At 63.9% G+C, this 23,968-nt stretch carries 22 protein-coding genes; 15 read left to right on the plus strand and 7 right to left on the minus strand.

Translation table 11 applies throughout. The features are described 5' to 3' along the window. Window positions 1-61: 61 nt before the first annotated feature. Together G9C89_RS06260 and G9C89_RS06265 are read left to right on the plus strand one after the other, a co-directional pair. Window positions 62-1,084, plus strand: a complete 1,023-nt coding sequence (locus G9C89_RS06260) for an amidohydrolase family protein (protein ID WP_172146239.1) — start codon at window positions 62-64, stop codon at window positions 1,082-1,084. A 62-nt stretch (window positions 1,085-1,146) separates the two neighbouring features. Continuing rightward, the gene (locus tag G9C89_RS06265) at window positions 1,147-1,611 is read left to right on the plus strand and encodes a DUF3859 domain-containing protein (RefSeq protein WP_172146242.1); all 465 of its coding nucleotides are present in this window, start codon (window positions 1,147-1,149) and stop codon (window positions 1,609-1,611) included. Window positions 1,612-1,626: 15 nt separating this feature from the next. Here the strand turns inward: G9C89_RS06265 and G9C89_RS06270 are convergent, their stop codons facing one another. After that, on the minus strand, window positions 1,627-2,061 hold the full coding sequence (locus G9C89_RS06270) for an OsmC family protein (RefSeq protein ID WP_172146245.1): 435 nt from the start codon (window positions 2,059-2,061) through the stop codon (window positions 1,627-1,629). A gap of 172 nt (window positions 2,062-2,233) precedes the next feature. Here G9C89_RS06270 and G9C89_RS06275 point away from each other — a divergent pair, with 172 nt between their 5' ends. The 3 genes from G9C89_RS06275 to mddA all read left to right on the plus strand — a co-directional run bounded on the left by G9C89_RS06275 (window position 2,234) and on the right by mddA (window position 6,908). Further along, the gene (locus G9C89_RS06275; protein ID WP_172146248.1) at window positions 2,234-2,950 is read left to right on the plus strand and encodes a response regulator; all 717 of its coding nucleotides are present in this window, start codon (window positions 2,234-2,236) and stop codon (window positions 2,948-2,950) included. A gap of 149 nt (window positions 2,951-3,099) precedes the next feature. Beyond that, window positions 3,100-5,904, plus strand: a complete 2,805-nt coding sequence (locus G9C89_RS06280; RefSeq protein WP_172146251.1) for a PAS domain S-box protein — start codon at window positions 3,100-3,102, stop codon at window positions 5,902-5,904. Between the two features lie 242 nt (window positions 5,905-6,146). Continuing rightward, on the plus strand, window positions 6,147-6,908 hold the full coding sequence (gene mddA, locus G9C89_RS06285; protein ID WP_172146254.1) for a methanethiol S-methyltransferase: 762 nt from the start codon (window positions 6,147-6,149) through the stop codon (window positions 6,906-6,908). A gap of 114 nt (window positions 6,909-7,022) precedes the next feature. Here mddA and fabB read toward each other — a convergent pair whose 3' ends face one another. From fabB to G9C89_RS06310, 5 genes are all read right to left on the minus strand, one after another. After that, window positions 7,023-8,243 carry a beta-ketoacyl-ACP synthase I gene (fabB, locus tag G9C89_RS06290; RefSeq protein WP_172146257.1) on the minus strand — a complete coding sequence of 407 codons (1,221 nt, stop codon included), beginning with the start codon at window positions 8,241-8,243 and terminating at the stop codon, window positions 7,023-7,025. Between the two features lie 12 nt (window positions 8,244-8,255). Then, window positions 8,256-8,771 (minus strand): 3-hydroxyacyl-[acyl-carrier-protein] dehydratase FabA, encoded by a 516-nt coding sequence (gene fabA, locus G9C89_RS06295; protein WP_172146260.1) that lies wholly within the window; start codon window positions 8,769-8,771, stop codon window positions 8,256-8,258. 208 nt (window positions 8,772-8,979) lie between these two features. Then, window positions 8,980-10,908: a response regulator gene (locus G9C89_RS06300; protein WP_172146263.1), complete on the minus strand. Its 1,929-nt coding sequence runs from the start codon at window positions 10,906-10,908 to the stop codon at window positions 8,980-8,982. Next, on the minus strand, window positions 10,905-11,831 hold the full coding sequence (locus tag G9C89_RS06305) for an ABC transporter substrate-binding protein (RefSeq protein ID WP_390623774.1): 927 nt from the start codon (window positions 11,829-11,831) through the stop codon (window positions 10,905-10,907). Before G9C89_RS06305 ends, G9C89_RS06300 begins: the two co-directional genes overlap by 4 nt. A 1-nt stretch (window position 11,832) precedes the next feature. Continuing rightward, a complete protein-coding gene (locus G9C89_RS06310; RefSeq protein WP_172146269.1) occupies window positions 11,833-13,977 on the minus strand; it encodes a TonB-dependent receptor plug domain-containing protein in 2,145 nt (714 codons plus the stop codon). A 164-nt stretch (window positions 13,978-14,141) separates the two neighbouring features. Here G9C89_RS06310 and G9C89_RS06315 point away from each other — a divergent pair, with 164 nt between their 5' ends. From G9C89_RS06315 to G9C89_RS06360, 10 genes are all read left to right on the plus strand, one after another. After that, window positions 14,142-15,164: an NAD(P)H-dependent glycerol-3-phosphate dehydrogenase gene (locus G9C89_RS06315; RefSeq protein WP_172146272.1), complete on the plus strand. Its 1,023-nt coding sequence runs from the start codon at window positions 14,142-14,144 to the stop codon at window positions 15,162-15,164. 25 nt (window positions 15,165-15,189) lie between these two features. Further along, entirely contained in the window at window positions 15,190-15,537 is a 348-nt protein-coding gene (locus tag G9C89_RS06320) for a DUF4389 domain-containing protein (RefSeq protein WP_172146275.1), read from the plus strand. A 10-nt stretch (window positions 15,538-15,547) separates the two neighbouring features. Beyond that, entirely contained in the window at window positions 15,548-16,012 is a 465-nt protein-coding gene (gene sixA, locus G9C89_RS06325) for a phosphohistidine phosphatase SixA (RefSeq protein ID WP_172146278.1), read from the plus strand. Between the two features lie 115 nt (window positions 16,013-16,127). Further along, the gene (locus tag G9C89_RS06330; protein ID WP_172146281.1) at window positions 16,128-17,795 is read left to right on the plus strand and encodes an AMP-binding protein; all 1,668 of its coding nucleotides are present in this window, start codon (window positions 16,128-16,130) and stop codon (window positions 17,793-17,795) included. A gap of 65 nt (window positions 17,796-17,860) precedes the next feature. Further along, window positions 17,861-18,307 (plus strand): hotdog fold thioesterase, encoded by a 447-nt coding sequence (locus tag G9C89_RS06335; protein ID WP_172146284.1) that lies wholly within the window; start codon window positions 17,861-17,863, stop codon window positions 18,305-18,307. 147 nt (window positions 18,308-18,454) lie between these two features. Next, complete coding sequence (locus tag G9C89_RS06340; RefSeq protein WP_172146287.1) at window positions 18,455-19,264, plus strand: alpha/beta fold hydrolase; 810 nt, start codon at window positions 18,455-18,457, stop codon at window positions 19,262-19,264. Next, on the plus strand, window positions 19,261-20,124 hold the full coding sequence (locus G9C89_RS06345; protein ID WP_172146290.1) for an alpha/beta fold hydrolase: 864 nt from the start codon (window positions 19,261-19,263) through the stop codon (window positions 20,122-20,124). The genes G9C89_RS06340 and G9C89_RS06345 overlap by 4 nt, the downstream gene beginning before the upstream one ends. A gap of 50 nt (window positions 20,125-20,174) precedes the next feature. Beyond that, entirely contained in the window at window positions 20,175-20,837 is a 663-nt protein-coding gene (locus G9C89_RS06350) for a glutathione S-transferase family protein (RefSeq protein ID WP_172146292.1), read from the plus strand. Between the two features lie 8 nt (window positions 20,838-20,845). Further along, window positions 20,846-21,649 (plus strand): DUF4892 domain-containing protein, encoded by an 804-nt coding sequence (locus G9C89_RS06355; RefSeq protein ID WP_172146295.1) that lies wholly within the window; start codon window positions 20,846-20,848, stop codon window positions 21,647-21,649. Between the two features lie 156 nt (window positions 21,650-21,805). Beyond that, window positions 21,806-22,879, plus strand: a complete 1,074-nt coding sequence (locus tag G9C89_RS06360; RefSeq protein WP_172146298.1) for an AI-2E family transporter — start codon at window positions 21,806-21,808, stop codon at window positions 22,877-22,879. Here G9C89_RS06360 and G9C89_RS06365 read toward each other — a convergent pair. Further along, window positions 22,876-23,907, minus strand: coding sequence for a patatin-like phospholipase family protein (locus G9C89_RS06365; protein ID WP_172146301.1), 1,032 nt, complete (start codon window positions 23,905-23,907; stop codon window positions 22,876-22,878). The genes G9C89_RS06360 and G9C89_RS06365 overlap by 4 nt on opposite strands. Window positions 23,908-23,968 lie beyond the last annotated feature (61 nt).

A 23,968-nucleotide genomic window follows, 5' to 3' on the forward strand; every position in this document is an offset into this window, starting at 1 on the left:
CGCTGAACTTGCCGGGTAGCTGCCGGGTCTACCCAGACCATGCTGTCAGGAGGACACCGCTGTGCATCTTCTACGTTCGAGCTTGATTCTGTTCCTCGTGCTGGCCGCGAGCGGTGCGTATTCCCGCGATTATCGCTACAGCGATGCACACCTGCATTACGTCGATTTTTTCCAGGAAAGCGACGGCATGGACAAGCTGATCGAGCGCATGGCCGAGGCCAATGTCGAGCATGTGATGCTCTCGGGTATCCCGGTGGCGAAGAAATGGGACGAGAACGAACCCAAGCGCCCGCGCTACTATGCCGGCGATGACGCCAATGCCTATTGGTACAGCGCCACCGATGTGCTGATTGCGCATGCCTACAAGCAGCTGCCGAGCGAGCAGCGCAGACGTTTTCACCCCTTTTTGTCCGGCATCAACCCCAACGACAAGAACGCCGATGCGCATATCCGCCGCATGCTGGAAATGGATCCCGGCCTGTGGGAGGGCATCGGCGAAATATTCACCCGCCACGACGACCTCACTGCGCTGATCCACGGCGATGCACCGCGGGCCGACAACGAGGCGCTGGCGCGGGTCTACCATCTGGCCGCCGAATATGATTTGCCGGTGATGCTGCATTCCAACATCACCTCCAAGCGCGAGCGTAACCCACTGTATTTGCCGGAAATGGAAGCGCCGCTGCGCAATCATCCGCATGTGCGCTTCATCTGGGCGCATGCCGGCACCAGCCTGGAAATACATCGGCACCAGGAGAAGCTGGATTTCCTCCTGTCGACCCTCGATCGGATGCTCGAAGCCTACCCGAACCTGTATATCGACCTGTCCTGGAGCATGCTCAGGCCCTATCTGCTGGATGAGCAGGGCAAGCCCGACCCGGACTGGCTGAAACTGGTCAGGCGCTATCCGGAGCGGTTCATGCTCGGTTCCGACGTGGTGGGTCGTTTCGACAGCATGGGCGAGTACATGCACGGGTTCGAGCCGTTCCTCGATGCCTTGCCCGCCGAAGTGGCGCACCAGGTCGCGCGGGACAACTTCCTCGCCATACTGCCGCGCAAGGTGCGCGGCGAACTCGAGCAGTAGCTTGTCATTCGCCTGTCACACGGGCGTCATAGGCTCGCGCCATCCCAAACAAGGAGCGCGACATGCAATACACCCGTTTCAGTGCGCTGGCCGCACTCATGCTGACGGCCGGGCTGGTGCAGGCCGAGGTGCGGGTCGAGGGGCCCGTGGAGTACGGCATCTTTGCCAGCCAGTACCAGGACTTCAAGCCGGGCGAACGGGTGTTGACCCGCAGCAAGCAGCCGATCGAGCGCACTGAGGTGATCCCGGCCAAGCTCGGCAGCAAATTCGGCATGCGCTACAGCCTGACGGGCAAAACCGCCGGCGATGCGCCGCTGACCCTGCTCTATCTCACGCCTGGCATCACAACCCCCGACGGCAAGCGTCACGACAAGTTCGTGGTGGTACAGCAGCTGGTGCCGGATGCACCCCAGGACGTGATGGCCTTCGAATTCAGCGAACCCCATGAAGTCGTTGCAGGCGAGTGGCATTTCCTGGTGTTCCAGGATGACCGCAAGCTGGCCGAACAGCGCTTTCAGGTGCGCTGATGGTTGCCCGGCAAGTCAGACCAGGCGGCTGTGCAGTTGGGTGCCGTTGAGCAGGTTGTCGACCAGCGGGCAACGCCGTTCGATTTCGTCGAGGAGCGCCTGCTTTTGTTCACGGTCGAGGTCGGCGTCGATCTCCACCTGGACCCTCAGCGCCTGGAACCCGGGGCGCACGTCATCGCGCCGGCCGAGCAGGCCGTCGGGGTCGTAGTCGGCCTCGATCTCGAAACGCATGCCGCGCAGCTCGATCTTCTGCTGATGGGCGATGTAGCGGCCCAGGGTGCCGAAGCAGCCGGCGACCGCCGCCAGGACGATATCCAGCGGGGTGGGCCCCAGACCCTGGCCGCCGGCATGCGCGGGCTGGTCCATGACCACGCGATAATCACCGCATTGCACCTCGATGCTCATGCCGGCCTGCATTTGCCCGTGGGCGCTGATGGTTTTGATCGTCATGCCTGATCCCTCTCGTGCTGCGGTTGGCGTTGCCAGCAGCATAGGACGGCCCGCGGCCGAGGCGTTGATCCTGGTCAAACAAGGCGCCATGCCCGTTCGGTCATTCGCCTGATGCGTCGCGCGTCTGGCTGACTATGCTGTGAGGAGCAGCGGGTCGGCGAGGGTGGTGGGCATGCAGGAGGGCAAACAGATCCTGGTGGTGGACGATGATGGCGAGGTGCGTCAGTTGCTCGAGGACTACCTCGGCGGGCAGGGTTATCAGGTGCACACCTGTGCCGATAGTGCGGCCATGCGTCAGGTCCTGCAAACCGGGCTGCCCGACCTGGTGCTGCTGGATGTCGGCCTGCCCGGTGAGGACGGCCTGAGCCTGGCGCGCTTTCTGCGTGAACACCACGACCTGCCGGTAATCATGATTTCCGGGGCCGGCAGTGCGCTCGACCGGATCATCGGCCTGGAGGTGGGCGCCGACGACTACCTGGCCAAACCCTTCGATCCGCGCGAGCTGCTGGCACGGGTGAAAACCGTGTTGCGCCGCTACCGGCGAGTCCCTCCACCGGCAGCGGCAGCCGAGGACGCGCACCGCTACCTGCAACTGGGGCGCTGCCGCCTGGACCTCGAGCGCCGTCAGCTATGTGATGGCGAGGGCGCCGAGATTCCCCTGACGGCGATGGAGTTCGACCTCCTGCAGGCCTTCGCCCAGCGGCCGAACCGGCCGCTGTCGCGCGATCAACTGCTCAATCTGACCCAGAACCGTGACTGGAATCCCTTCGATCGTTCCATCGATATCCGCATCGCCCGCTTGCGGCGCAAGCTCGAACCGGACCCGGACAAACCGCAGATCATCCGCACGCTGCGCGGTGTCGGCTATATGTTCGTGCCGGGCGATTGAGCTTGCGGCCGCCTGCCGTCGCTTACCGCGGGTTCACGCACGCCGATCCGTGGGTTTGTTTCAATTGTTTCACCCGTGTTGTCGGCGCGCTAAGGCCATGGGGCGGTCTCTATACTCAGGGTTGACTGCCGTTCCCGGAGGATGCCCGCGTGAGCCAGCCAATCCCGATCCCTGCCGCCAGCAGCAGTGCGGTGGAGCATCAACTGCGCCAGATCGTCGACAACAGCAGCGCGGTGATCTATGTGAAAGACCTGCACGGTCGCTTGCAGCTGGTCAACCGTGCCTTCGAACAGCTGTTCCAACTGCAGGCTGAAGAGGTACTCGGGCGCACCGACCATGAACTCCTGCCGGCGCCGTTGGCCGATGTGCTGCGGGCCAATGACCAGCGGGTGGCTCTGTGCGGCGCGGCGATGGAGTTCGAGGAGCAGGTGCAGGTGAGCGGGGAAGCGCACACCTACCTGTCGACCAAGTTCCCGCTGTTCGACGCCGTGGGGCAGGTGACCGCGGTGTGCGGCATCTCTACCGACATCAGCGCCCGCAAGAGTCTCGAGGAAGCCCTCGGCCACGTTGCCCTGGGGGTGTCCGCCGCCAGCAGCGGCGAGGTGTTCGAGGCGATCGCGCGTTATATGACGCGCTCGCTGGAGGCCGATTTCGCCTTCGTCAGCCGGATCAATGCCGATGGCCAGAGCCTGACGACCCTGGCCCTGTACTACGCTGGCCGGTTGCACCGCAATACCAGCTACCCACTGCCGGGTACACCGTGCCAGGAGGTGTTCGGCAAGGCCTTCCAGTTCATTCCCAGCGGCTTGGCGCAACGCTTCCCGAGCGATGACAGCCTGCTGGCGTTCGGTGTCGACAGCTACGCCGGTTATCCGCTGTTCTCCAGCGATGGTCGGCCGCTGGGCCTGATCGCCGCCGGGCGCTGCGGGCCGATGGACAACCGCAATCGGGTCGAGTCGGTGCTGCGGATCTTCTCGGTGCGCGCCGCCGCCGAGATCGAGCGGTTGGAGGCCGAGGCCAGTTATCGGGCGATCTTCGACAGCTCGGAAGACGCCATCTTCGTTTACGACCTGCACAGCGGTGCACTGGTCGACGTCAATCCCAAGGCTTGTCAGGCCTACGGCTACAGCTACGAGGCGATGCTCAAGCTGGAGATCGATGACTTCAGCGCCGGCTATGCGCCCTACACCGGTCAGGAGGCGGCCGTTTACCTGGCCCGCGCCCGGGCCGGCGAACCGCAGCGCTTCGAATGGCACCGGCGCAACCGCGACGGCAGCCTGCACTGGGATGAGGTGCTGCTCAAACGCGCGACCATCGGCGGGGTCGACCGGATTCTCGCCTTTACCCGCGAGATCACCCAGCGCAAGGAGGCCGAACAGGCCCTGCGCGCCAGCGAGATGCAACACCGGGCCATCGCCGATACCGCGCTGGACTGCTTCATCGGCATGGACGAGCGGGGCCGGGTGCTGGTCTTCAACCCGGCGGCCGAGCAGTGTTTCGGCATGCGCCGCGACCAGGTGCTGGGTCGTTCGCTACTCGGCCTGATCATTCCAGAGCGGTTCCGCGAGGCCTATGAGCGGGGTTTCGAACACTACCTGAAGACCGGCAGCGGCACCTTCCTCGGCAAGCGCATGGAGGTGGTCGCCCAGCGGGCCAATGGCCAGGAGTTTCCCGCCGAACTGGCGCTGGCGGTGGTGCAGGGCGATGAAGGGCCGCGGTTCATCTGCTACCTGCGCGACATCACCGAACGCCAGCAGGCCGAGGCGGAGCGGGTGCGCCTGGAGCAGCAGTTACGCCAGGCCCAGCGCATGGAAGCCATCGGCCACCTGACCGGAGGTATCGCCCACGACTTCAATAACCTGCTGACCAGCATGCTCGGCTACACGGTGATGGCCCAGGAGCAGGCCGAACAGCTGCAGCATGAGCGACTCGGCAAGTACCTGGCGCGGGTCCAGCATTCCGCGGAGAAGGCTCGCGATCTGATTCAGCAAATGCTCACCTTCAGCCGCGGCAGTCGAGGCAAGCCGCAGACGGTGGCGCTGGACGTGGTGCTGAGCGACTTCATCAAGCTGGTGGACTCGACGCTGCCCGCCACCGTCGAACTCGACACCCAGCTGGCCCAGGATCTGCCCCCGGTGCTGGTGGATCCGGTGCAGCTGGAGCAGGTGCTGATGAACCTCTGCATCAATGCGCGCGATGCCATGGGCAGCGTCGGCCAGCTGTCCGTCAGCCTCGGGCTGGAGGTGCACGAGACGGCGGTCTGCGCCTCCTGTCAGCAGAGCGTCCAGGGCCGCTTCGTGGCGCTCACCGTGAGCGATAACGGACCGGGCATCGACCCGCTGGTGCGCGCACGGATGTTCGAGCCGTTCTTTTCCACCAAGGTCAGCGGGCAGGGCAGTGGCATGGGGCTGTCGATGGTGCACGGTATCGTGCATGAATATGGCGGGCATATTCTGTTGCAGAGCGCACCGGGTGCGGGGGCAACCTTCCGCATCCTGATCCCGGTGCTCAGCCAGGTGTTGGATCCTGCTTTTCAGGGCGCCGCCATCAGGCCCCAGGCGCTGCAGTGGAGTGCGCTGCAGGGGCGGGTCGCGGTGGTCGACGACGATGTACTGGTGGCCGAGTTCATGGGCGAGCTGCTCGAGGGCTGGGGCTTGTCGGCGCGGCTATTCTGCGATGCCGAGCAGGCCAGCGAACTGCTGCTGGCCGATCCCTATGCCTGGGATTTCGTCATCCTCGACCAGAGCATGCCCCGGCTCAGCGGGCTGCAGCTGGCCCGTCGCCTGCTGGCGGCGCGGGCGGATCTGCCGATCGTGCTCTACACCGGTTTCAGCGATGCCCTGGCCGAGGCTGAAGTGCTGGAGCAAGGGCTCAAGGCGCTGCTGACCAAGCCGCTGGATCAGGCCCGCCTGCATGGCCTGTTGTGCGCCAGTCTGCGCAGTGAACCCGACTGAGCGGCTGTGAAAAAACTCCCGCCTACTGCGACCGCCTGCAGACGCCCGCTGTTCACGTAGCGCGCCTTGCCGCGAACGCCTGGAGACGGCCTCGCGACGGCGCTCGGTATTTTCACAACCTCTGAAACCAAGTGCATACAAACTGTGTGCTGCCCGCCATGGTCCTGATACAGGCGCCGCGCAACCTGACCTCGACTGCAAACAGTCTTGCAGCTACCCCCAATCGAGGCAGGACCATAACCATGAAACGCTTTGCGATCTTTCTCTACGGCGTCGGCAGTTATGCCGTGTTTTTCGCCACTTTCCTTTACGCCATTGCCTTCATTGGCAATCTTCCGCTAGTGCCGCGGACCATTGACGGGGTCCCCGAAATGGCTTTCGGCAATGCCTTGGTGATCAACACACTGCTGTTGGCGGTGTTCGCCATTCAGCATAGCGTGATGGCCCGGCCGGCCTTCAAGGCCTGGTGGACCCGGATCATTCCCCAGGCGGCTGAACGCAGCACCTATGTGCTGCTTTCCAGCCTGGCGCTGATCGCGTTGTTCCATTTCTGGCAACCCATGGGCGGCGTCATCTGGCAGGTGGAGAATCGCAGTGGCCAGTTGCCGTTGTTGGCGGGCTTCGGCTTCGGTTGGGCGCTGGTGCTGTACAGCACCTTCCTGATCAACCACTTCGACCTGTTCGGCTTGCGTCAGGTCTGGCTGCAGCTGCTGGGCAAGCCTTACACGGCGCTGCCGTTCAAGACCCCGGCGGCCTACAAGCTGGTGCGTCATCCGCTCTACCTGGGCTGGCTCTTCGTCTTCTGGTGCACTCCGCAGATGACGGTGGCGCACCTGCTGTTCGCCGTGCTGACCAGCGTCTATATCCTGATCGGCATCTTCCTGGAGGAGCGCGACCTGCTGAAGGCTCACCCGGAATATGAGGCCTACCGCCAGCGCGTGCCTATGCTGCTGCCGAGCGTCAGGAAGGCCAAGCAAGTTGAAGAGGTTGAGGAAGCGGCCTGAAGGCCAGACAAAAACAAAGGGCGCCCAATTGGGCGCCCTTTGTCGTTTGCTGTTACTCGGTTGCATCAGGTGCTTCCATGCACCTTGCCCGCGGGCCTCTGCGTTCGATCCGGCCTATTTGCCGGTCCAGCGCTTGAGTACCAGGGTGGCGTTGGTGCCACCGAAGCCGAAGCTGTTGCTCATTACCGTGTCGATCTTGGCGTTTTCGACGGTGCTGCGCTGGATCGGCAGATCGGCGATTTCAGGATCGATTTCCTCGATATTGATCGAGCCGGCAATGAAGTTGCCTTCCATCATCAGCATGCAATAGATCGCTTCCTGCACGCCGGCGGCGCCCAGGGAGTGGCCGGTCAGGCTCTTGGTCGAACTGATGGCCGGGGCCTTGGCGCCGAACACTTCACGCACTGCGCGGCTTTCCGCGACGTCGCCGACCGGAGTCGAGGTGCCGTGGGTGTTCAGGTAGTCGATCGGGTCTTTTACCGTGGCCAGGGCTTGCTGCATGCAGCGCACCGCCCCTTCGCCGCTCGGCGCGACCATGTCGTAGCCGTCGGAAGTGGCACCGTAACCGACGATTTCCGCGTAGATCTTGGCGCCGCGCTTGAGGGCATGCTCCAGTTCCTCGACTACCACCATGCCGCCGCCACCGGCGATGACGAAACCGTCACGCTTGGCATCGTAGGCCCGCGAGGCTTTTTCCGGGGTGTCGTTGTACTGGGTGGAGAGGGCGCCCATGGCATCGAACAGGAAGCTCTGGGTCCAGTGCTCTTCTTCGCCGCCGCCGGCGAACACCATGTCCTGCTTGCCCATCTGGATCTGCTCCATGGCGCTGCCGATGCAATGAGCACTGGTGGCGCAGGCGGAGGAGATGGAGTAGTTGACACCCTTGATCTTGAACGGAGTCGCCAGGCAGGCCGATACGGTGCTGCCCATGGTGCGCGGCACACGGTAGGGGCCGACCCGTTTGACGCCCTTCTCGCGCATGATGTCCAGGGCTTCCATCTGGTTGAAGGTCGAAGCACCGCCGGAGCCGGCGATCAAGCCGACGCGCGGGCTGGAAACGTCTTCGGCGCTGAGACCGGCGTCCTTGATCGCCTGTTCCATGGACAGGTAGGCGAAGGCTGCCGCATCGCCCATGAAGCGATAGACCTTGCGGTCGATCAGTTCTTCCAGTTTCAGGTCAATAGAGCCGGACACCTGGCTGCGCAGGCCCATCTCGGCGTATTCCGGATTGAAACGGATACCTGCCCGGCCAGCGCGAAGGTTGGCGGAGACGGTTTCTTTATCATTGCCCAGGCAGGAAACGATGCCCAGACCGGTAATCACGACGCGACGCATGGGGGGAATCCTTTAGAAACTGTCGGTAGAAGTGAACAGGCCGACGCGCAAGCCTTCGGCACTGTAGATCTCGCGGCCATCGACGCTGACAGTGCCATCGGCGATGGCCAGGATCAGCGAGCGGGTAATGGTGCGTTTGATCTGTATGTTATAGGTCACTGTCTTGGCCGTCGGTAGTATCTGACCGAAGAACTTTACTTCGCCCGAGCCCAGCGCACGGCCGCGGCCCGGGTTGCCTTGCCAGCCGAGGAAGAAACCGACCAACTGCCACATGGCGTCGAGGCCAAGGCAGCCTGGCATCACCGGGTCGCCTTCGAAATGACAACCGAAGAACCACAGGTCCGGGTTGATATCGAGTTCTGCAACGATCTCGCCCTTGCCATACTTGCCGCCGGTGTCGCTGATGTGGGTGATGCGGTCGATCATCAGCATGTTCGGGGCGGGCAATTGCGCATTACCTGGGCCGAACAGTTCGCCGCGGCTGCAGCGCAACAGGTCTTCCCGGGTGAAGGCGTTTTGTTTGGTCATGCGAGCTCCTCAATATTTCCCATGCGCCAAGGCTGGGTGAATCGTCCTGGCCGGTCACGCCGCTATTGTGCGTCTACCGGTAGCCTAGTCATAGACTGTTGCGTTGTGGTGAAAGTCACAGCGCGCTGAGTACAGCGCTGCTCCGTCCCCGACATCTTGCCACAGAGGGGCACCTTGGTAAGCCTGTGCAGGTCAAGCCTGCAACACTTTAGTTGTCTTGAACACTGGTCGAAGGTCGGGGTGGCAACCAGCGTAGCAATATCCGTTGCAGATCGGCGCGCTTGAAGGGTTTGGCCAGGTAATCATTCATGCCTGCATCCAGGCAGGTCTCGCGATCGCCCTGCAAGGCATTGGCGGTGAGGGCGATGATCGGTATATCGGCCTGGCTAGCGAGGCGGCGAATCTGGCGGGTGGCTTCATAGCCATCCATGATCGGCAGACGGCAATCCATCAGGATGGCGGCAAAGTGCTGGCGCTCGACGCTCTGCACCGCCTGGGCCCCATCGCCGACCAGGCAGACCTGGTAGCCGAGGCTGCGCAACATGGCCTCGATCACGGTCTGGTTGACCGGGTTGTCCTCGACCAGAAGCACCTCCTGATCTTGTCCCTGCTGCTCTTGTGCCGGGGCATTCGCGGCGATCTGGCGGAGCTGGCGGGAGAAGGGCAGGGGTATTTCCAGGGTGAATACCGAGCCGCATTGCTCCTGGCTTTCGCCGCGCAGGGTGCCGCCCATGCGTTCGGCCAGGGTGCGGGCGATTGGCAGGCCCAGGCCGGTACCGCCGTAGCGCCGGGAGATCGAGGTGTCGGCCTGCTGGAAGGCGTCGAACATGTGTTCCAGGCGTTCGGCCGAGATGCCTATGCCACTGTCGTGCACCGCACAGGTGAGCCAGAGCACCTGATCATCCAGCGCTTGCCAGCGGGTTTGCACGCGGATGCTGCCGGCTTCGGTGAACTTCAGCGCATTGCCGATCAGGTTGACCAGGATCTGCCGGATGCGCGTCGGGTCGCCTTGAACTTCAAGTGACTCCAGGCCGCCCTGGCTGTCCAGTTGCAGCGCCAGGCCGCGTTGCTGGGCACTGTGCTGGAACACCTGCACGCAGGCCTGCACCAGTTCCAGCAGGTTGAAGGGGATGCATTCCAGTTCCAGTGCGCCGCGCTCGATACGCGAGAAGTCGAGAATGTCGTTGATGACTTTCAGCAGGTGTTCGGTGGACTCGACCGCCAGCGCCGCATATTCGGTCTGTTCCTGGGTCATCTCGGTGGTTTCCAGCAGTTGCAGCATGCCCAGGACGCCATTCATCGGGGTGCGCAGTTCGTGGCTCATCATGGCCAGGAAGTCGGATTTGGCGCTGTTGGCCTGCTCCGACTCTTCGCGTGCCTTGATCAGCAGCGCCATGGCTTGCTCCTGCTCGAGGCTGGCGCGCTTCAGGCCATTGGCCAGGTTATTGATGTGCCGGGCCAGGGCGCCCAGCTCGCCATCCTCGGGTTCGGGCAGGGCGGTGCGGTAGTCACCGGCCTGGATTGCCGTGACCGCGTCGCCCATGGCGCTCAGGGGTTGCGACAGGCGGCTGGCCAGGCGGCGGGCGAGGATAAAGGTCAGGATCAGGGCGAGCAGCGCCAGGACCGCGGCTTTGAGGAGGATTTCCTGTTGGCGGGTGCTGAAGGCGTCATTCGACATGCCGACCACGACACGACCCAGGTCGTGCTCGGCAGCTTGCCCGAGATCGGCGGTGGGTGTTTGCAGAAAGTCACTGTCCAGGGCGATCCGCTGCAGGCGAATGGGCGCATGGAAGATTTCCACCTGCGCGTTGCCGTGGCCGTCGCTGTTGGGCTGTTCGACATACACCAGGATGTTGTCGGCGTGGTCACGCACTTCGAGAAAGCGCACGTGCGGGGTTTTCAGGGTGGCCTGCAACAGGGCGTCGAGCACCTCCAGGTTGCCGGAGATAACCCCGTATTCGGTCGCCGGGGCCAGCTGGCTGGCAATCAACTGGCCGGTGTGGTCAAGCTCTTGGCGCAGATCCTGTAGGCGCACGAAGGTGAAGAAACCAGTCAGCAGCAGGGTCATCAACAGCGCCGGACCGACACTGATCAGCTGCGTGCGGGTATGGATGTCCCAGTCACGGCCCAGCTTCATAGGTTTTCTCCTTCAGCCACTTGCTGCGCCAGGCGGGCGTCATCGGCCAATTCTATGGCCAGTGCGCGTGCCACCTGACGGTTGCCGAGTACTTTGAAATAGGCGGGGTAAGCGCTGCGCGGCCAGCTCTGCGGTGGCTGGTCGAGCAGTTGGTCGAGGCTGTGCAGCCAGTCTTGCTGGTCGCTGTAGACGCTCGCCAGGCTGCCGGCGCGCACGAAGCTGGCGCTGGGGCCGATCATGGCACGTTGTTGGGCGTAGCTGGTCAGCAGCAGGTTTTTCGCGGTGCGTTGATTGAACAGATCGTCATCGTTGAGCCCGAGCAACAGGTCACTGCGTTGCAGCAGCGTCAGCAGGGGGCGATTGTCACGGTTGTCCGGCCAGGCTTGGCCGACGATCTCCAGGCCCAGGGGCGTGGCGGCGTGGCGCAGTTCATCGAGCAGGAACTGGCTGTGCTCGTCGTAGAGCACGCCGATCCGTTGCGCCTGGGGCATTAGCAGGCGTATCAGGCGCAACTGGCGGGCCGGCGCCGGATCGCTCCAGAGCAGGCTGAGCTGGGCCGGGCGGCGATTGCCGAGGCGCTCCCGGGCGTGCACCTGGCTGATCCGCAGCATCAGGGTCGGTGGGCCTGCGGAGGTGTTCAGGCGCCAGTCGAGGGCGTGCAGATCGAGGAGGATCAGGCGGGTATCGGCAGGGATGCGCTCGGGGCTCGGCAGTTGCGCCAGCGGCTGGAAGCGCACCCGATCCTGCGGCCGCAACTCGGCCAGCGCGGCGCTGAATGACCGTATGGCCGGGTTGTCTTCGGCGCCGCTGAGGAGGATCTCGGCAGCGGGCAACGGGGAGCTGCACAGCAGGCAACAGCACAGAAGCCAGTGAGGCATCCATGAAAATCGCATAGGGCTCATCCGTGAGGGGGGGTAATCCATCCTAGAATTCTAGCTCCGCGCTGAAATACAGCAGGTGTCGTTGGTCGTGGTTGTTTTCTTGCCAGGTCAGCGGCTCATCGTCGAGGCGCTGTTGCATGACCCCGGCCAGTTCCAGGGCCGCGCTGCCAATGGCAATGCGTTTGGCCACACGCAGATCCAATCGTTCGAAACGGTATTGATTGAGTTGGTCGGCGCCGTAATAGAACAGCGCGCTCGACCAGCCCTGACCCCAGTCGCGCAGCCAGCCGGCGGACCCGCTGTGGCGCGCGGTGAGGCGCCGATCGAGGCGGCTGCTGGCACTGAAGTCGACGTAGGCGTAGCTCAGGCGCAGACGGTCGGCACGGCTGAGTTGCCAGTCGATCTGGGTCTCGGCGCCGCTGAAGCGCATGCTGTTGGCGTTGCTCGGGAAAAACCTGTCGTTGCGCAGCGGCTCGCTGATCATGCTGTGGATTTCGTCGTAGAACAGCTTGATATCCAGGGTGATGTCCGCATCGGCGAACGAGCCGTTGTAGCCCAGTTCACGCGAACGCATGATTTCCTGGTCGAGGTCGCCGGGGCCGCGGGAACGGGCGAAGTAGGTCGCGCTGCTCTGGCCGAAGGCCTGTGGCTGCAGATTGCGCACACGGTAGCGCCAGTCGACGTTGTTCTCGTACATGTCCGGCGAACGCACGGCTTCGGAGTACACCGCGCGCAGGCCGTGGCGCGGAGTGATCAGGTAGTTGACGGCGATGCGCGGGGTCAGCGAGCTGCCGGAAAGCCGGTCGTCTTCCAGCATGGCGCCGCCCTGCACCAGCCAGTGGGCGCCGAGTTGCCACTCCAGATGGCCGAACAGGCGCCAGATGTGGTTGCTCAGTGCGCCGTTGAAATAGGTCTCGGAGTCCGCATGATCGTAGCGATAGCCCAGGCCGCTGAGCAGGCGCAGGTCGTCGGACAGGCTCAGGGTGTCTTGCAGTTCGAAATCGTAGCGGGTCTCGCGCATGCTCTGGTTGACGTCGCCGCAGACCGGGGCCGCGGCACCGCCGAGCAATTGCGCGCGCACGGCAGTGGCCAGTGCCTGTTCCTGGGCCGTACCGGGCGGCACCGCGCCGAGCGGGTTCTCGCCGAACTTGACCACATAGAACGGGTTGAGATCCCACAACTCGCCGAGGGCCGGGCTGAAGGCGACTTCCGCCTCGCAGGCGCGCCAGACCTGTTTGCGTTCCCAGTGCTGGGCCGAACTTTGCAGATAGAGGCTGTGCTCGGGGTTGAAGTCGAGGGTCCAGCGCAGCGAGCCGGCATAGTCGCGGGCCGTGACGTCCGAGCCCTTGTCGCCCGGCGCGATATCGCCGAACACCGGGGTGTAGCCATAGGGGCGCTGGTTGCTGCCTTCCTTGGCCGCCAGTTGCCAGTCGAGGCTGTGACGGCTGTCGAGTTGCTGGCTGGCGGCCAGGTTGAAACGGTTGAGCCGGCGGCTGTCGCGGTAATCGCGGCCGAACTGGTCGTGATCGAAGCCGCTGTCCTGCAGGCCCGACAGTGACAGGCGCAGTGCGCTGTCCTGCCAGGCATTGCCGTGGCTGGCGTACCAGTCATGGATGCCGCGCTGACCCTGGGTGGTTTTCAGGCGGGTGCCGCGGCTGTCGAGGGGATGGCGGGTGAGGATATTGATTACCCCCATCAAGGCGTTGGCCCCGTAACTGACGGTGTTCGGCCCACGAAACACTTCGATCCGCTCGATGTCTTCGATCGCCACGGGAATATCCGTCCAGTCCACGCTGGCCAGGCCGGGGCGATAGACCGAACGGCCATCGATCAGCACCTGCAGGCGCCGGGCCTCGGTGACGTTGCTGCCGTGGTAGTTGGCGGTGGCCTGGTTGCCATGGCGGTAGCCGACCATCATGCCAGGCACCAGGCGCAGCAGTTCCGGGATATCACGGGCGCCGCTGGCCTTGATCAAGGCGCTGTCGAGTACCGTGACGCTGCCGGGAACTGCCGCCGGCGACTGCTTCAAGCGCGTAGCGGTCAGTACTTCCGGCATGGCTTGAGCGTTGTCGAACAGGTCATCGCCCAGCACTTCGCCAGTGGCCAACAGTGCCAGTAACGACAGGGGGAGTGAGGCTCGGGGATTGATCGCCACGCAACGGCCTTGTTCGCGTTGAAAGTGCGGCATGTTAACCGAGCCGCGTGGCTTTTTCAGTCGGCGCGCGCACGCTTGAGAGCATTTCTGCCAGACCGCGCCAGGCTTGGGATCCAGCTAAAAGCTGGTCGCTGTCCCCTTGGCCCGTATAATGCAATCCAGATTGCCATTGCGCATGGCCCAAAACGGATACCTTTATGACTGAACAGCAACCCATAGCCGTGCTTGGCGGCGGTAGCTTCGGCACCGCAATTGCAAACCTGCTGGCGGAGAACGGTCAGCATGTATTGCATTGGATGCGCGACCCGGATCAGGTCGAGGCGATTCTCGCGACTCGCGAGAATCCGCGTTATCTCAAAGGGGTGAAGATTCACCCCGGTGTCGAGCCGCTCACCGATCTGCCCGCGACCCTGAGTGCCTGCCAGCTGGTATTTGTCGCCTTGCCTTCCAGCGCCCTGCGCCAGGCGCTGCAGCCGGTGGCCGAGCAGCTCGCCGGCAAGTTGCTGGTCAGCACCACCAAGGGTATCGAGGCGCATGGTTTCAAGCTGATGAGTCAGGTGCTCGAAGAGATCGCCCCGCAGGCACGTATCGGCGTACTGTCCGGGCCGAACCTGGCCAGGGAAGTCGCCGAACACGCGCTGACTGCCTCGGTGATCGCCAGCGAGGATGAAGAGCTGTGCCTGCGGGTTCAGGCGGTGCTGCATGGCCGCACCTTCCGCGTCTATGCCAGCGGCGACCGCTTCGGTGTGGAGTTGGGCGGCGCGCTGAAGAATGTCTACGCGATCATCGCCGGGATGGCCTCGGCCATGGGCATGGGCGAGAACACCCGGAGCATGCTGATCACCCGGGCATTGGCGGAGATGACCCGCTTTGCCGTGCAACTGGGGGCCAACCCGATGACCTTCCTCGGCTTGGCCGGGGTCGGCGATCTGATCGTCACCTGTTCGTCAGCAAAAAGTCGTAACTATCAGGTCGGCTTCGCCCTGGGCGAGGGTTTGAGCCTCGAGGACGCGGTGGAGCGTCTGGGTGAGGTGGCGGAAGGGGTCAACACCATCAAGGTACTCAAGGCCAAGGCCGAGGAATTGCAGATCTATATGCCGCTGGTTGCGGGTTTGCATGCCATTCTGTTCGAGGGCCGCACGCTGAACCAGGTGATCGAAGCGCTGATGCTGGCCGAGCCCAAGACCGACGTCGATTTCATTCCCACCACGGGTTTCTGACCCGCTACTTCACAAGGAGATTTTCATGAGCGAAGCGCCTAAAGAGCTGGAACGCGAGTCCATTCTGCTGCGGATTCTCTGGATGGTGGTGTTCGTCATCGTCTGGCAGCTGGCCGAGCTGGTGCTCGGTGGCGTGGTCTTGCTGCAGTTGGGCTACCGGCTGTTTTATGCTGCGCCAAGTGCCAGCCTGCTCGGATTTGGTGACAGCCTGAGCCAGTACCTGGCACAGATTGGCCGCTTCGGCACCTTCAACACCGAAGAAAAGCCCTGGCCATTCGCCGACTGGCCGACGCCGCAAGCCCCGCAAGGTCAGGCGCCGCATAGCGTGCCGCCCGCGCCGCACCCGGTGCGTGACGAAGAGCCGAAGCTGTGAGTACCAGCCAATGAGGCTGTGGTTACTGCGCCATGGCGAGGCTGAAGTACAGGCGCGCAGCGATGCCGAGCGCCGCTTGACGGCGCGTGGTTGCGAGGAGGTGCGCCAGGTGGCGGTGCAGCTGGAGGGGCGTGCGCTCGGCGCGATTCTGGCCAGTCCCTATGTGCGTGCGCAACAAACTGCCGCGCTGGTCCGCGAAGCCCTGGGTTTCACCGGCGGTGTCCATAGCGTGCCCTGGTTGACCCCGGACAGCGACCCGCGCGAAGTCCTCCGCCAGCTCGATCGCTACGGCGATGGCGAGTTGCTGCTGGTGACCCACCAGCCGCTGGTCGGCGCCCTGGCCGGCTTGTTGATCCATGGTCACCGCCAGCAGGCGGTGCCGATGCACACCGCCAGCCTGGCCGAACTGGAAGGCGATGTGCTGGCCGCCGGGCTGATGGATTTGCTTGCCCTGGTGCATCCGCAGCACGGCTGAAAGCGGGCTACACAGCGAAACATTTCTTCACTTGCGGCTCGCCTTTGTGCGTGGATATAGTCCGACCAAGCAATTGCTTGGTTGGCTCCACAAAAACAACAAAGGAGGACGCCCTGTGGCCGATGCTATTCGTTTGCCCTTGCAGATGTTTTACCAGCGTGAAGCCCGACACCCGAACAAGCGTTATATGGTTCAGCCGTTGCCGGGTGGTCAGCTGCAGGAATTGAGCTGGGCCGATGTCGGCGAGCAGGCCCGTCGCAGCGCCAACTGGCTGCGCAGCCGGGAACTGCCGCAAGGCAGCCGTATCGCGATCATTTCCAAGAACTGCGCGCACTGGATCATCGCCGACCTGGCGATCTGGATGGCCGGGCATGTCTCGGTGCCGCTGTACCCGAACCTGACCGCCGACTCGGTGCGCCAGGTTCTGCAGCATTCCGAGGCGGCGCTGGCGTTCATCGGCAAGCTGGACGACTGGCCGGGCATGGCGGCGGGGGTGCCTGCCGAGCTGCCGACCATCGGCTTGCCACTGCGCCCGCCGGGGCCGTTCAGCTACCTGTGGGACGAGCTGCAAGCCTGCGCGCCGATTCAGGACGACCCCACGCCGGCGGCCAATCAACTGGCCACCATCATTTATACCTCCGGCACCACCGGCATGCCGAAAGGGGTGATGCACAACTTCAGCAACCTGGGCTTTGCCGCCAGCCATGCCACCGAGTTGTTCGGCGTCGGTGAAGACGATCGGGTCCTGTCCTACCTGCCGCTGTGTCATGTGGCCGAGCGCATGTTCGTCGAGTTGGCATCGATCTATTCGGGGCAGACGGTCTTCTTCGCCGAGAGCCTGGAGACCTTCCTCGACGATCTCAAGCGCGCCCGGCCAACGGTGATCTTCGGCGTGCCGCGGATCTGGACCAAGTTCCAGATGGGGGTGTACAGCAAGATGTCGGCTGCCAGGCTCGACTTCCTGCTCAAGCTGCCGCTGATTGGGCGCCTGGTCGGCAACAGGGTGCTCGCCGGTCTTGGCCTGGACGCGGTGCGTTATGCCCTGTCTGGCGCCGCGCCCGTGCCTGAGACCTTGCTCAACTGGTACAAGCGCCTGGGGCTGGAAGTACTCGAGGTCTATGGCATGACCGAGAACTGCGGCTATTCCCATGTCGGCCGGCCGGGCAAGTTCAAGCAGGGCTGGATCGGCCAGAACAGCCCCGGTGTCGAGGTGCGCATCGCCGAGGATGGCGAGGTGCAGGTGCGCAGTGGCGCGACCATGCAGGGTTATTACAAGGATCCACAGAAAACCGCGGAAACCATTACCGCCGACGGCTTCCTGCGCACCGGCGACAAGGGCGAACAGGATGCCGAAGGCAACCTGCGCCTGACCGGGCGGATCAAGGAAATCTTCAAGACCAGCAAGGGCAAATATGTCGCCCCGGCGCCGATCGAAAACCGCCTGGCCGTGCACGCACGCATCGAGCAGGTGTGCGTGGTCGGCGATGGCATGGCCCAGCCGATGGCGCTCTGCGTGCTCTCCGAAGCCGGCCGCCAGGAGATCGCCAATGGCAACCGTGACGACCTGGAAAACAGTCTCAAGAGCCTGCTCGAACAGGTCAATCTGGCGCTCGACAAGCACGAGCGCCTGCAGGGCCTGGTGCTGGTCAAGGACGTCTGGGCGGTGGACAACGGCTTCCTCACGCCGACCCTGAAGATCAAGCGCACGGTGGTCGAAGGCACTTACGGGCCGCACTTCGCCGACTGGGTCGAGCGCCGCGAAACGGTGCTGTGGCACGAGTGACGGGTTCGGCCCGGGAAGCCCCCGGACCGAAGCGCTTTGCATAAACCGCAAAAAAAGGATTTCCCATGGGCCTGTGGCGGCAAACTCCGGATATCGAACAGCTCAACGCGACCTTGCACAACACCATCGGCGAGCAGTTGGACATTCGCTTCGAATCCTTCGACGACGACTCCCTCAGTGCCAGCATGGTGGTCGATGCGCGAACCCATCAGCCCTACGGCCTGCTGCACGGCGGTGCCTCGGTGGTGCTGGCGGAAACCCTCGGTTCCATGGCGAGCCACCTGTGTCTCGACAGCAGCCGGTTCTACTGCGTCGGTCTGGAAGTCAATGCCAACCACCTGCGTGGCCTGCGCAGCGGGCGGGTCTGCGCGGTGGCGCGCGCCGTGCACCTGGGGCGCACCACCCATGTCTGGGACATTCGCCTGAGCGGCGAGGATGGCAAAATCAGCTGCATCTCGCGGCTGACCATGGCCATAGTGCCGTTGGGCGAGAACGGCCCGGCGCAGCGTTGAGTCCTCCGCCAGCAGGCCCGCGTGGGCATGCTGGCGTGCCTCCCCTTGGGTTTGGCCATAGTGCCGTCATTCATTGGCCGTTTCGTCATTGCCGTGTCGGCGTGGCTGCCGGACAATCCCCGGACCATTTCGCCTAAGCCCGCCGCCATGACTCAGCCCGTGTTCTTCGCCCATGCCAATGGGTTTCCCTCGGCCACCTACGGCAAGCTGTTCGCCGCCCTGGCCCCGGATTACCAGGTGCTGCATCTGCCGCAACACGGCCACGACCCGCGCTTTCCGGTGAATGACAACTGGAGCAACCTGGTCGACGAACTGCTGCACCATCTCGAGCAGCGCGGCGAGCCGGTATGGGGCGTCGGCCACTCGCTTGGCGGGGTGCTGCATTACCACGCGGCCTTGCTCAGGCCCGAGCTGTACCGTGGAGTGGTGATGCTCGATTCGCCGGTGCTGACCCTGGCCGACCGCATCGTCATCCGTGCGGCCAAGCGCTTCGGCTTTATCGACCGCATCACCCCGGCCGGGCGCACCCTGGGGCGGCGCGAAGAGTTCGCCGACCTGATCGAGGCGCGCAGCTACTTCGGCGCCAAGAGCCTGTTTCGCCGGTTCGATCCGGAATGTCTGGATGCCTATCTGCAGCATGGCCTGCACGACAATGGACAGAACCTGCGTCTGCGTTTCGATCCGGCCACCGAGATCAGCATCTATCGCAGCGTGCCGCACACCACACCGGGTCGTCCGCAGCAGCTGCAAGTGCCGCTGGCCATGATTCGCGGGCGTCACAGCCGGGTGGTGCTGCCACATCACGCACGCTTGATTCGACGGATGGCCAAGGGCGAATACCTGACCCTGCCGGGCGGCCACATGTTCCCCCTGGAGCGGCCGCAGGACACGGCCGAGCTGTTGCGCTCGCTGTTCAGACGCTGGTCTGGTCAAGCCCCTGCCGAGGTATCCGCATGAACCTGCCGTTCGAGGAAGTACGCCTGAGCCTGCCGCATATCGAGCTGGCGGCCCATCTGTATGGCCCGGCGGATGGCCAGCCGGTGATCGCCCTGCACGGTTGGCTGGACAATGCCGCGAGTTTCGCCCGGCTGGCGCCCAAGTTGCCGGGGCTGCGCATCGTCGCCCTGGATTTCGCCGGTCATGGCCATTCCGATCACCGTCCCCCGGGCGCCAGCTATGCGATCTGGGACTACGTGCACGATGTCCTGCAGGTGGCCGAACAGTTCGGCTGGCAGCGCTTCTCCCTGCTCGGTCATTCCATGGGCGCCATCGTCTCGGTGTTGCTGGCCGGTGCACTGCCCGAACGGGTCGAACGCCTGGCACTGATCGACGGCTTGATTCCCTACACCGGCGAGGCCGACACGGCGCCGCAGAAGCTGGCCGAGGCACTCAAGGCGCAGATGGCCCTGGCCGGCAAGCGCAAGCCGGTATACGCCGAGTTCGAGCGTGCGGTCCAGGCGCGCATGCGCGGAACCGCCGCAGTCAGCCGCGACGCCGCCGAGTTGCTGGCCCAGCGCGGGCTGATGCCGGTACCGGGGGGGTACACCTGGCGCACCGACAGTCGCCTGACCCTGCCATCGCCGTTGCGCCTGACCCAGGCCCATGCCATGGCTTTCGTCCGGCGCCTGCAATGCCCGGTGAGCCTGCTGCTGGCCGAGCAAGGCATGCTCGTGGCGCAGCCGCATTTGGCCGAGCTGTTGAGCGGTTTGCCGATCGACCTGACCCATCTGCCCGGCGGGCATCATCTGCATCTGGATGACGAGGCGGGCGCGCAACTGGTAGCAGACTGTTTCAATCCTTTCCTACGCTCGTCTTGACTTGCCCAAGGCAACTGGGGAAGGTGTGGCCGATTGCAATGGAGAATCGCATGATCGACCTGTATACCGCGGCGACCCCCAATGGCCACAAGGTGTCCATCGCGCTCGAGGAGTTGCAGTTGCCCTACAGTCTGCATGCGCTGAGTTTCGAGCGCAAAGAGCAGAAGACCCCTGAATTTCTCAAGATCAACCCCAATGGCCGGATTCCGGCCATTGTCGACCGTGATAACGGCGACTTCGCCGTGTTCGAGTCCGGCGCCATTCTGATCTACCTCGCCGAGTTGACCGGGCAACTGCTGCCGCAGGACCTCAAGGGCCGTTCGTTGGTGTTGCAGTGGCTGATGTTCCAAATGGGCGGTATCGGTCCGATGCAGGGCCAGGCCAATGTGTTCTTCCGTTATTTTCCGGAGAAGCTGCAAGGCCCGATCGACCGTTACCAGCACGAAACCCGGCGCCTCTACGAGGTACTGGACCGACGCCTGGGCGAAGCCGAATACCTGGGCGGCGCCTACAGCATCGCCGATATCGCCACCTACCCCTGGGTGCGCATTCATGACTGGTCGGGCGTCTCGATCGAAGGCCTGGAGCACTTGCAACGTTGGATCGAGGCACTCGAGAGCCGCCCGGCGGTGCAGCGCGGCATCGTCTTGCCGCGCCGCGAAGTGCTTGACGACACGGCGGTTAAAACCGCCCAGTCGATGCTGATCCAATGAGGGCTCACATGCGTTGGTTCAGTCTGTTGGCAGGGGTAGTGGCAAGCGCTGCGGTGTCGGCCGCGGATGTCGCCGGCAGTCGCGATCTCGAGGTGCTGCCGCGTTTTCCCGGTAGCCAGATCGTCAGTTTCAGCGAAGCCGCCGAGCGGGAGCGGATCTACCCGCAAGGGGCGATTCGGCGTATCAGTGGCCGTCTGCGCTACGAGCGCGAAGTGGCGGTGCAGGGGCAGCTGACCTCGCTGACGTACGAGTTGCCGCGCACCCATGCCGCCGATGACGTATTCACCGCGGCCCGCGAAGCGCTGCAGGCGCAGGACGCCGAGCTGCTCTACTGGTGTCAGGGTCGAGAGTGCGGTTCGAGCAGCCTGTGGGCCAATGCGGTATTCGACAATCGCATTCTGTATGGCTCCGATGACCAGCAGGCCTATGTGCTGATGCGCTTGGCCGCGCCGCGCCAGGACAGTTTGCTGGCGCTCTACAGCATCACCCGGGGTAATAAGCGTGCCTATCTGCATGTCGAGCTGCTGGCCGCCAATGCGCCACTGGCCGAGGTGCTGCCAACGCCTGCCACCTTGTTGCGCCAGTTGCGGGACGGCGGCGAGCTGCGTCTGCCGAAGCAGACCGAGCCCAGCGAAGCCTGGGTGACAGTGCTGGCGCGCAGCCTCAACCTCGACAGCACCTTGCGTGTCAGCCTGTCCGGCACCCAGGCCGAAGCCTGGCGCCAGGCGCTGGTCGAGCAGCGGGTCAGGGCCGCGCGGCTGGAGTTGGGCGATGCCGCCGTTGAAGGTCTGCGCATCAACGTGCTGCGCTGAGCGCCTGCCAAGCCCGCCAAGCCCGCCGCGAAGGCGCGCGTTTCCCGTGCCGCGGCCATCCTGTAATGGCCTGCTGAATGGGCTCTGCACCTGAGGTGCCGGGCCCAGCGTCGTTTCTTACTATTGCGGAGTTGCCACTGATGCGGAGTTGCAAGAATGCTCAATAACGACCGCTTGCTGGTGCAGATTTTGCTCCTCGGGCTACTCGGCGCGAGCCTATGGGTGCTCGCGCCATTCGGTTCGGCGCTGTTCTGGGCGGCAGTGCTGTCCTTTGCCAGCTGGCCGCTGATGCGCGGGCTGACCCGTTTGCTCAATGGCCGGCAAACCGCTGCGGCCGGGCTGCTGACCCTGGGCTGGATTGGCCTGGTGGCGGTGCCCCTGGTGATGCTGGGGTTCAACCTGGCCGAACACATCGGCGATGCCACGGCGCTATTCAAGGGTTACCGGGTCACCGGCCTGCCGCCAGCGCCGGACTGGCTGGGTGATATTCCGCTGGTGGGCGAGAGCCTGCTGGGGTTCTGGCAGACCATTGACCAACAGGGCGCGGCGTTCTTCGCCAGCCTCAAGCCCTATCTCGGTCAGGTCGGCAATTGGTTGCTGGCGCGTAGTGCGCAAATTGGCGGCGGCGTACTGGAGTTGGCCCTGAGCCTGGTGCTGGTGTTCTTTTTCTACCGTGATGGGCCGCGTCTGGCCGAGTTCGCCCACAGCCTGCTCGAACGCCTGATCGGCGAGCGCGCCGAGCACTACCTGGAACTGGTTGCCGGCACCGTGCAGCGGGTGGTCAACGGCGTCATCGGTACGGCGGCGGCGCAGGCGCTGTTGGCGCTGATCGGCTTCTATATCGCTGGCGTACCGGGTGCGCTGATCCTCGGCATCCTCACCTTCGTACTCAGCCTGATCCCCATGGGACCGCCTCTGGTCTGGATTCCCGCGACTCTCTGGCTGTTCACCCAAGGCGACTATGGTTTTGCCATTTTCCTCGGGATCTGGGGCATGTTCGTCATCAGCGGCGTAGACAACATCCTCAAGCCCTACCTGATCAGCCGCGGCGGCAACCTGCCGCTGGTGGTGGTGCTGCTCGGCGTGTTCGGCGGCATCCTGGCCTTCGGCTTCATGGGCCTGTTCCTCGGTCCGACCCTGCTCGCCCTGGCCTACAGCCTGCTCAGCGACTGGGTGGCGGACAAGGCGCCGGCAACCGAGGAACCATCGGCTAAGTCGCCACCGGACTAATTCTCCTTTTCGTATCTGTCCAGGGTGTCGCGGGCGATCTGCCGGCCGAGCATGATCAGTTCCGGGGCCTTGTAGAACTCGAAGAAGCGACAGGCACGCCTGGGTACGTTGATCAGGATGTCCGGCGGGTAGCCGGCGATCTTGTACTGCGCCAGTGAAGTCTGCATGACCTCGAAGCTCTGGTTGATCAACTCCAGCAGGGAGGCCGGCCCGCTCAGGTCGGCGACCCGCGAACCACTGGCGGACTTGGTGGCGCCTGCGCTGTGTCCATCGGTGCTCTCGGATTTGGGCGGGGCAGCTTGTTGCAGCCAGGGGTTCAGCGGCGCCTGCGCAGGTTCCACCTCCTGCAGCAACAGCTCGTCGTCCTCGCCCTGTTTGCGGCGGAACGAGGGCAGCCGCGAGCCGAGCGAGTTCATCAGCAGGTCGAAACGGCTTTTCAGTGCCGGCGGCCGGTCGATCACTGGTAACTGGTAATGCTGCTGATTGGTCGAGTTGAGGTTGACCGCGATGATCAGGTCGCAGTGGCTGGACACCACCGGCACTATCGGTAGCGGATTGATCAGGCCGCCGTCGACCAGCATGCGCTTGCCCTGGATCACCGGGGTGAACAGGCTGGGAATCGCCGCCGAGGCGCGCATGGCCTGGTGCAGGCAGCCTTCCTGGAACCAGATTTCCTGCTGGTTGGTCAGGTCGGTGGCGACCGCGGTGAAGGGAATCGACAGATCCTCGATATTGATCTCACCGACGATCTCGCGGATCTTGCCGAACACCTTCTCGCCGCGAATGGCGCCCAGGCGGAAGCTCACATCGAGCAGGCGCAGCACGTCCAGGTAATCCAGACTCTGGGTCCAGTCGCGGTATTCCTTGAGCTTGCCGGCGGCGTAGATGCCGCCGACCACCGCGCCCATGGAGCAACCGGCGATGCAGGCAATGTCATAGCCGCGCGCTTCCAGTTCTTCGATCACGCCGATATGCGCATAGCCCCGTGCACCGCCGGAGCCCAGGACCAAGGCTACTCGCTGAGTCATCTTCAACCTCCGTAAGGCATTGTTTTATCAACATACGCGCGCCGATCACTGGCGCCAAGGC

Source organism: Pseudomonas tumuqii (genome assembly GCF_013184545.1).
Taxonomy (GTDB): Bacteria; Pseudomonadota; Gammaproteobacteria; order Pseudomonadales; family Pseudomonadaceae; genus Aquipseudomonas; species Aquipseudomonas tumuqii.

What these genes read in the sequence shown, in the direction of transcription:
- G9C89_RS06355 (WP_172146295.1), top strand. Translation starts at nt 20,846, where the DNA reads ATGCGTTGGTTCAGTCTGTTGGCAGGGGTAGTGGCAAGCGCTGCGGTG.
- G9C89_RS06320 (WP_172146275.1), top strand. Translation starts at nt 15,190, where the DNA reads ATGAGCGAAGCGCCTAAAGAGCTGGAACGCGAGTCCATTCTGCTGCGG.
- G9C89_RS06305 (WP_390623774.1), bottom strand. Translation starts at nt 11,831, where the DNA reads ATGGATTACCCCCCCTCACGGATGAGCCCTATGCGATTTTCATGGATG.
- G9C89_RS06265 (WP_172146242.1), top strand. Translation starts at nt 1,147, where the DNA reads ATGCAATACACCCGTTTCAGTGCGCTGGCCGCACTCATGCTGACGGCC.
- G9C89_RS06300 (WP_172146263.1), bottom strand. Translation starts at nt 10,908, where the DNA reads ATGAAGCTGGGCCGTGACTGGGACATCCATACCCGCACGCAGCTGATC.
- G9C89_RS06350 (WP_172146292.1), top strand. Translation starts at nt 20,175, where the DNA reads ATGATCGACCTGTATACCGCGGCGACCCCCAATGGCCACAAGGTGTCC.
- G9C89_RS06310 (WP_172146269.1), bottom strand. Translation starts at nt 13,977, where the DNA reads ATGCCGCACTTTCAACGCGAACAAGGCCGTTGCGTGGCGATCAATCCC.
- sixA (WP_172146278.1), top strand. Translation starts at nt 15,548, where the DNA reads ATGAGGCTGTGGTTACTGCGCCATGGCGAGGCTGAAGTACAGGCGCGC.
- G9C89_RS06365 (WP_172146301.1), bottom strand. Translation starts at nt 23,907, where the DNA reads ATGACTCAGCGAGTAGCCTTGGTCCTGGGCTCCGGCGGTGCACGGGGC.
- fabA (WP_172146260.1), bottom strand. Translation starts at nt 8,771, where the DNA reads ATGACCAAACAAAACGCCTTCACCCGGGAAGACCTGTTGCGCTGCAGC.
- G9C89_RS06345 (WP_172146290.1), top strand. Translation starts at nt 19,261, where the DNA reads ATGAACCTGCCGTTCGAGGAAGTACGCCTGAGCCTGCCGCATATCGAG.
- G9C89_RS06335 (WP_172146284.1), top strand. Translation starts at nt 17,861, where the DNA reads ATGGGCCTGTGGCGGCAAACTCCGGATATCGAACAGCTCAACGCGACC.
- G9C89_RS06340 (WP_172146287.1), top strand. Translation starts at nt 18,455, where the DNA reads ATGACTCAGCCCGTGTTCTTCGCCCATGCCAATGGGTTTCCCTCGGCC.
- G9C89_RS06360 (WP_172146298.1), top strand. Translation starts at nt 21,806, where the DNA reads ATGCTCAATAACGACCGCTTGCTGGTGCAGATTTTGCTCCTCGGGCTA.
- G9C89_RS06270 (WP_172146245.1), bottom strand. Translation starts at nt 2,061, where the DNA reads ATGACGATCAAAACCATCAGCGCCCACGGGCAAATGCAGGCCGGCATG.
- fabB (WP_172146257.1), bottom strand. Translation starts at nt 8,243, where the DNA reads ATGCGTCGCGTCGTGATTACCGGTCTGGGCATCGTTTCCTGCCTGGGC.
- mddA (WP_172146254.1), top strand. Translation starts at nt 6,147, where the DNA reads ATGAAACGCTTTGCGATCTTTCTCTACGGCGTCGGCAGTTATGCCGTG.
- G9C89_RS06275 (WP_172146248.1), top strand. Translation starts at nt 2,234, where the DNA reads ATGCAGGAGGGCAAACAGATCCTGGTGGTGGACGATGATGGCGAGGTG.
- G9C89_RS06315 (WP_172146272.1), top strand. Translation starts at nt 14,142, where the DNA reads ATGACTGAACAGCAACCCATAGCCGTGCTTGGCGGCGGTAGCTTCGGC.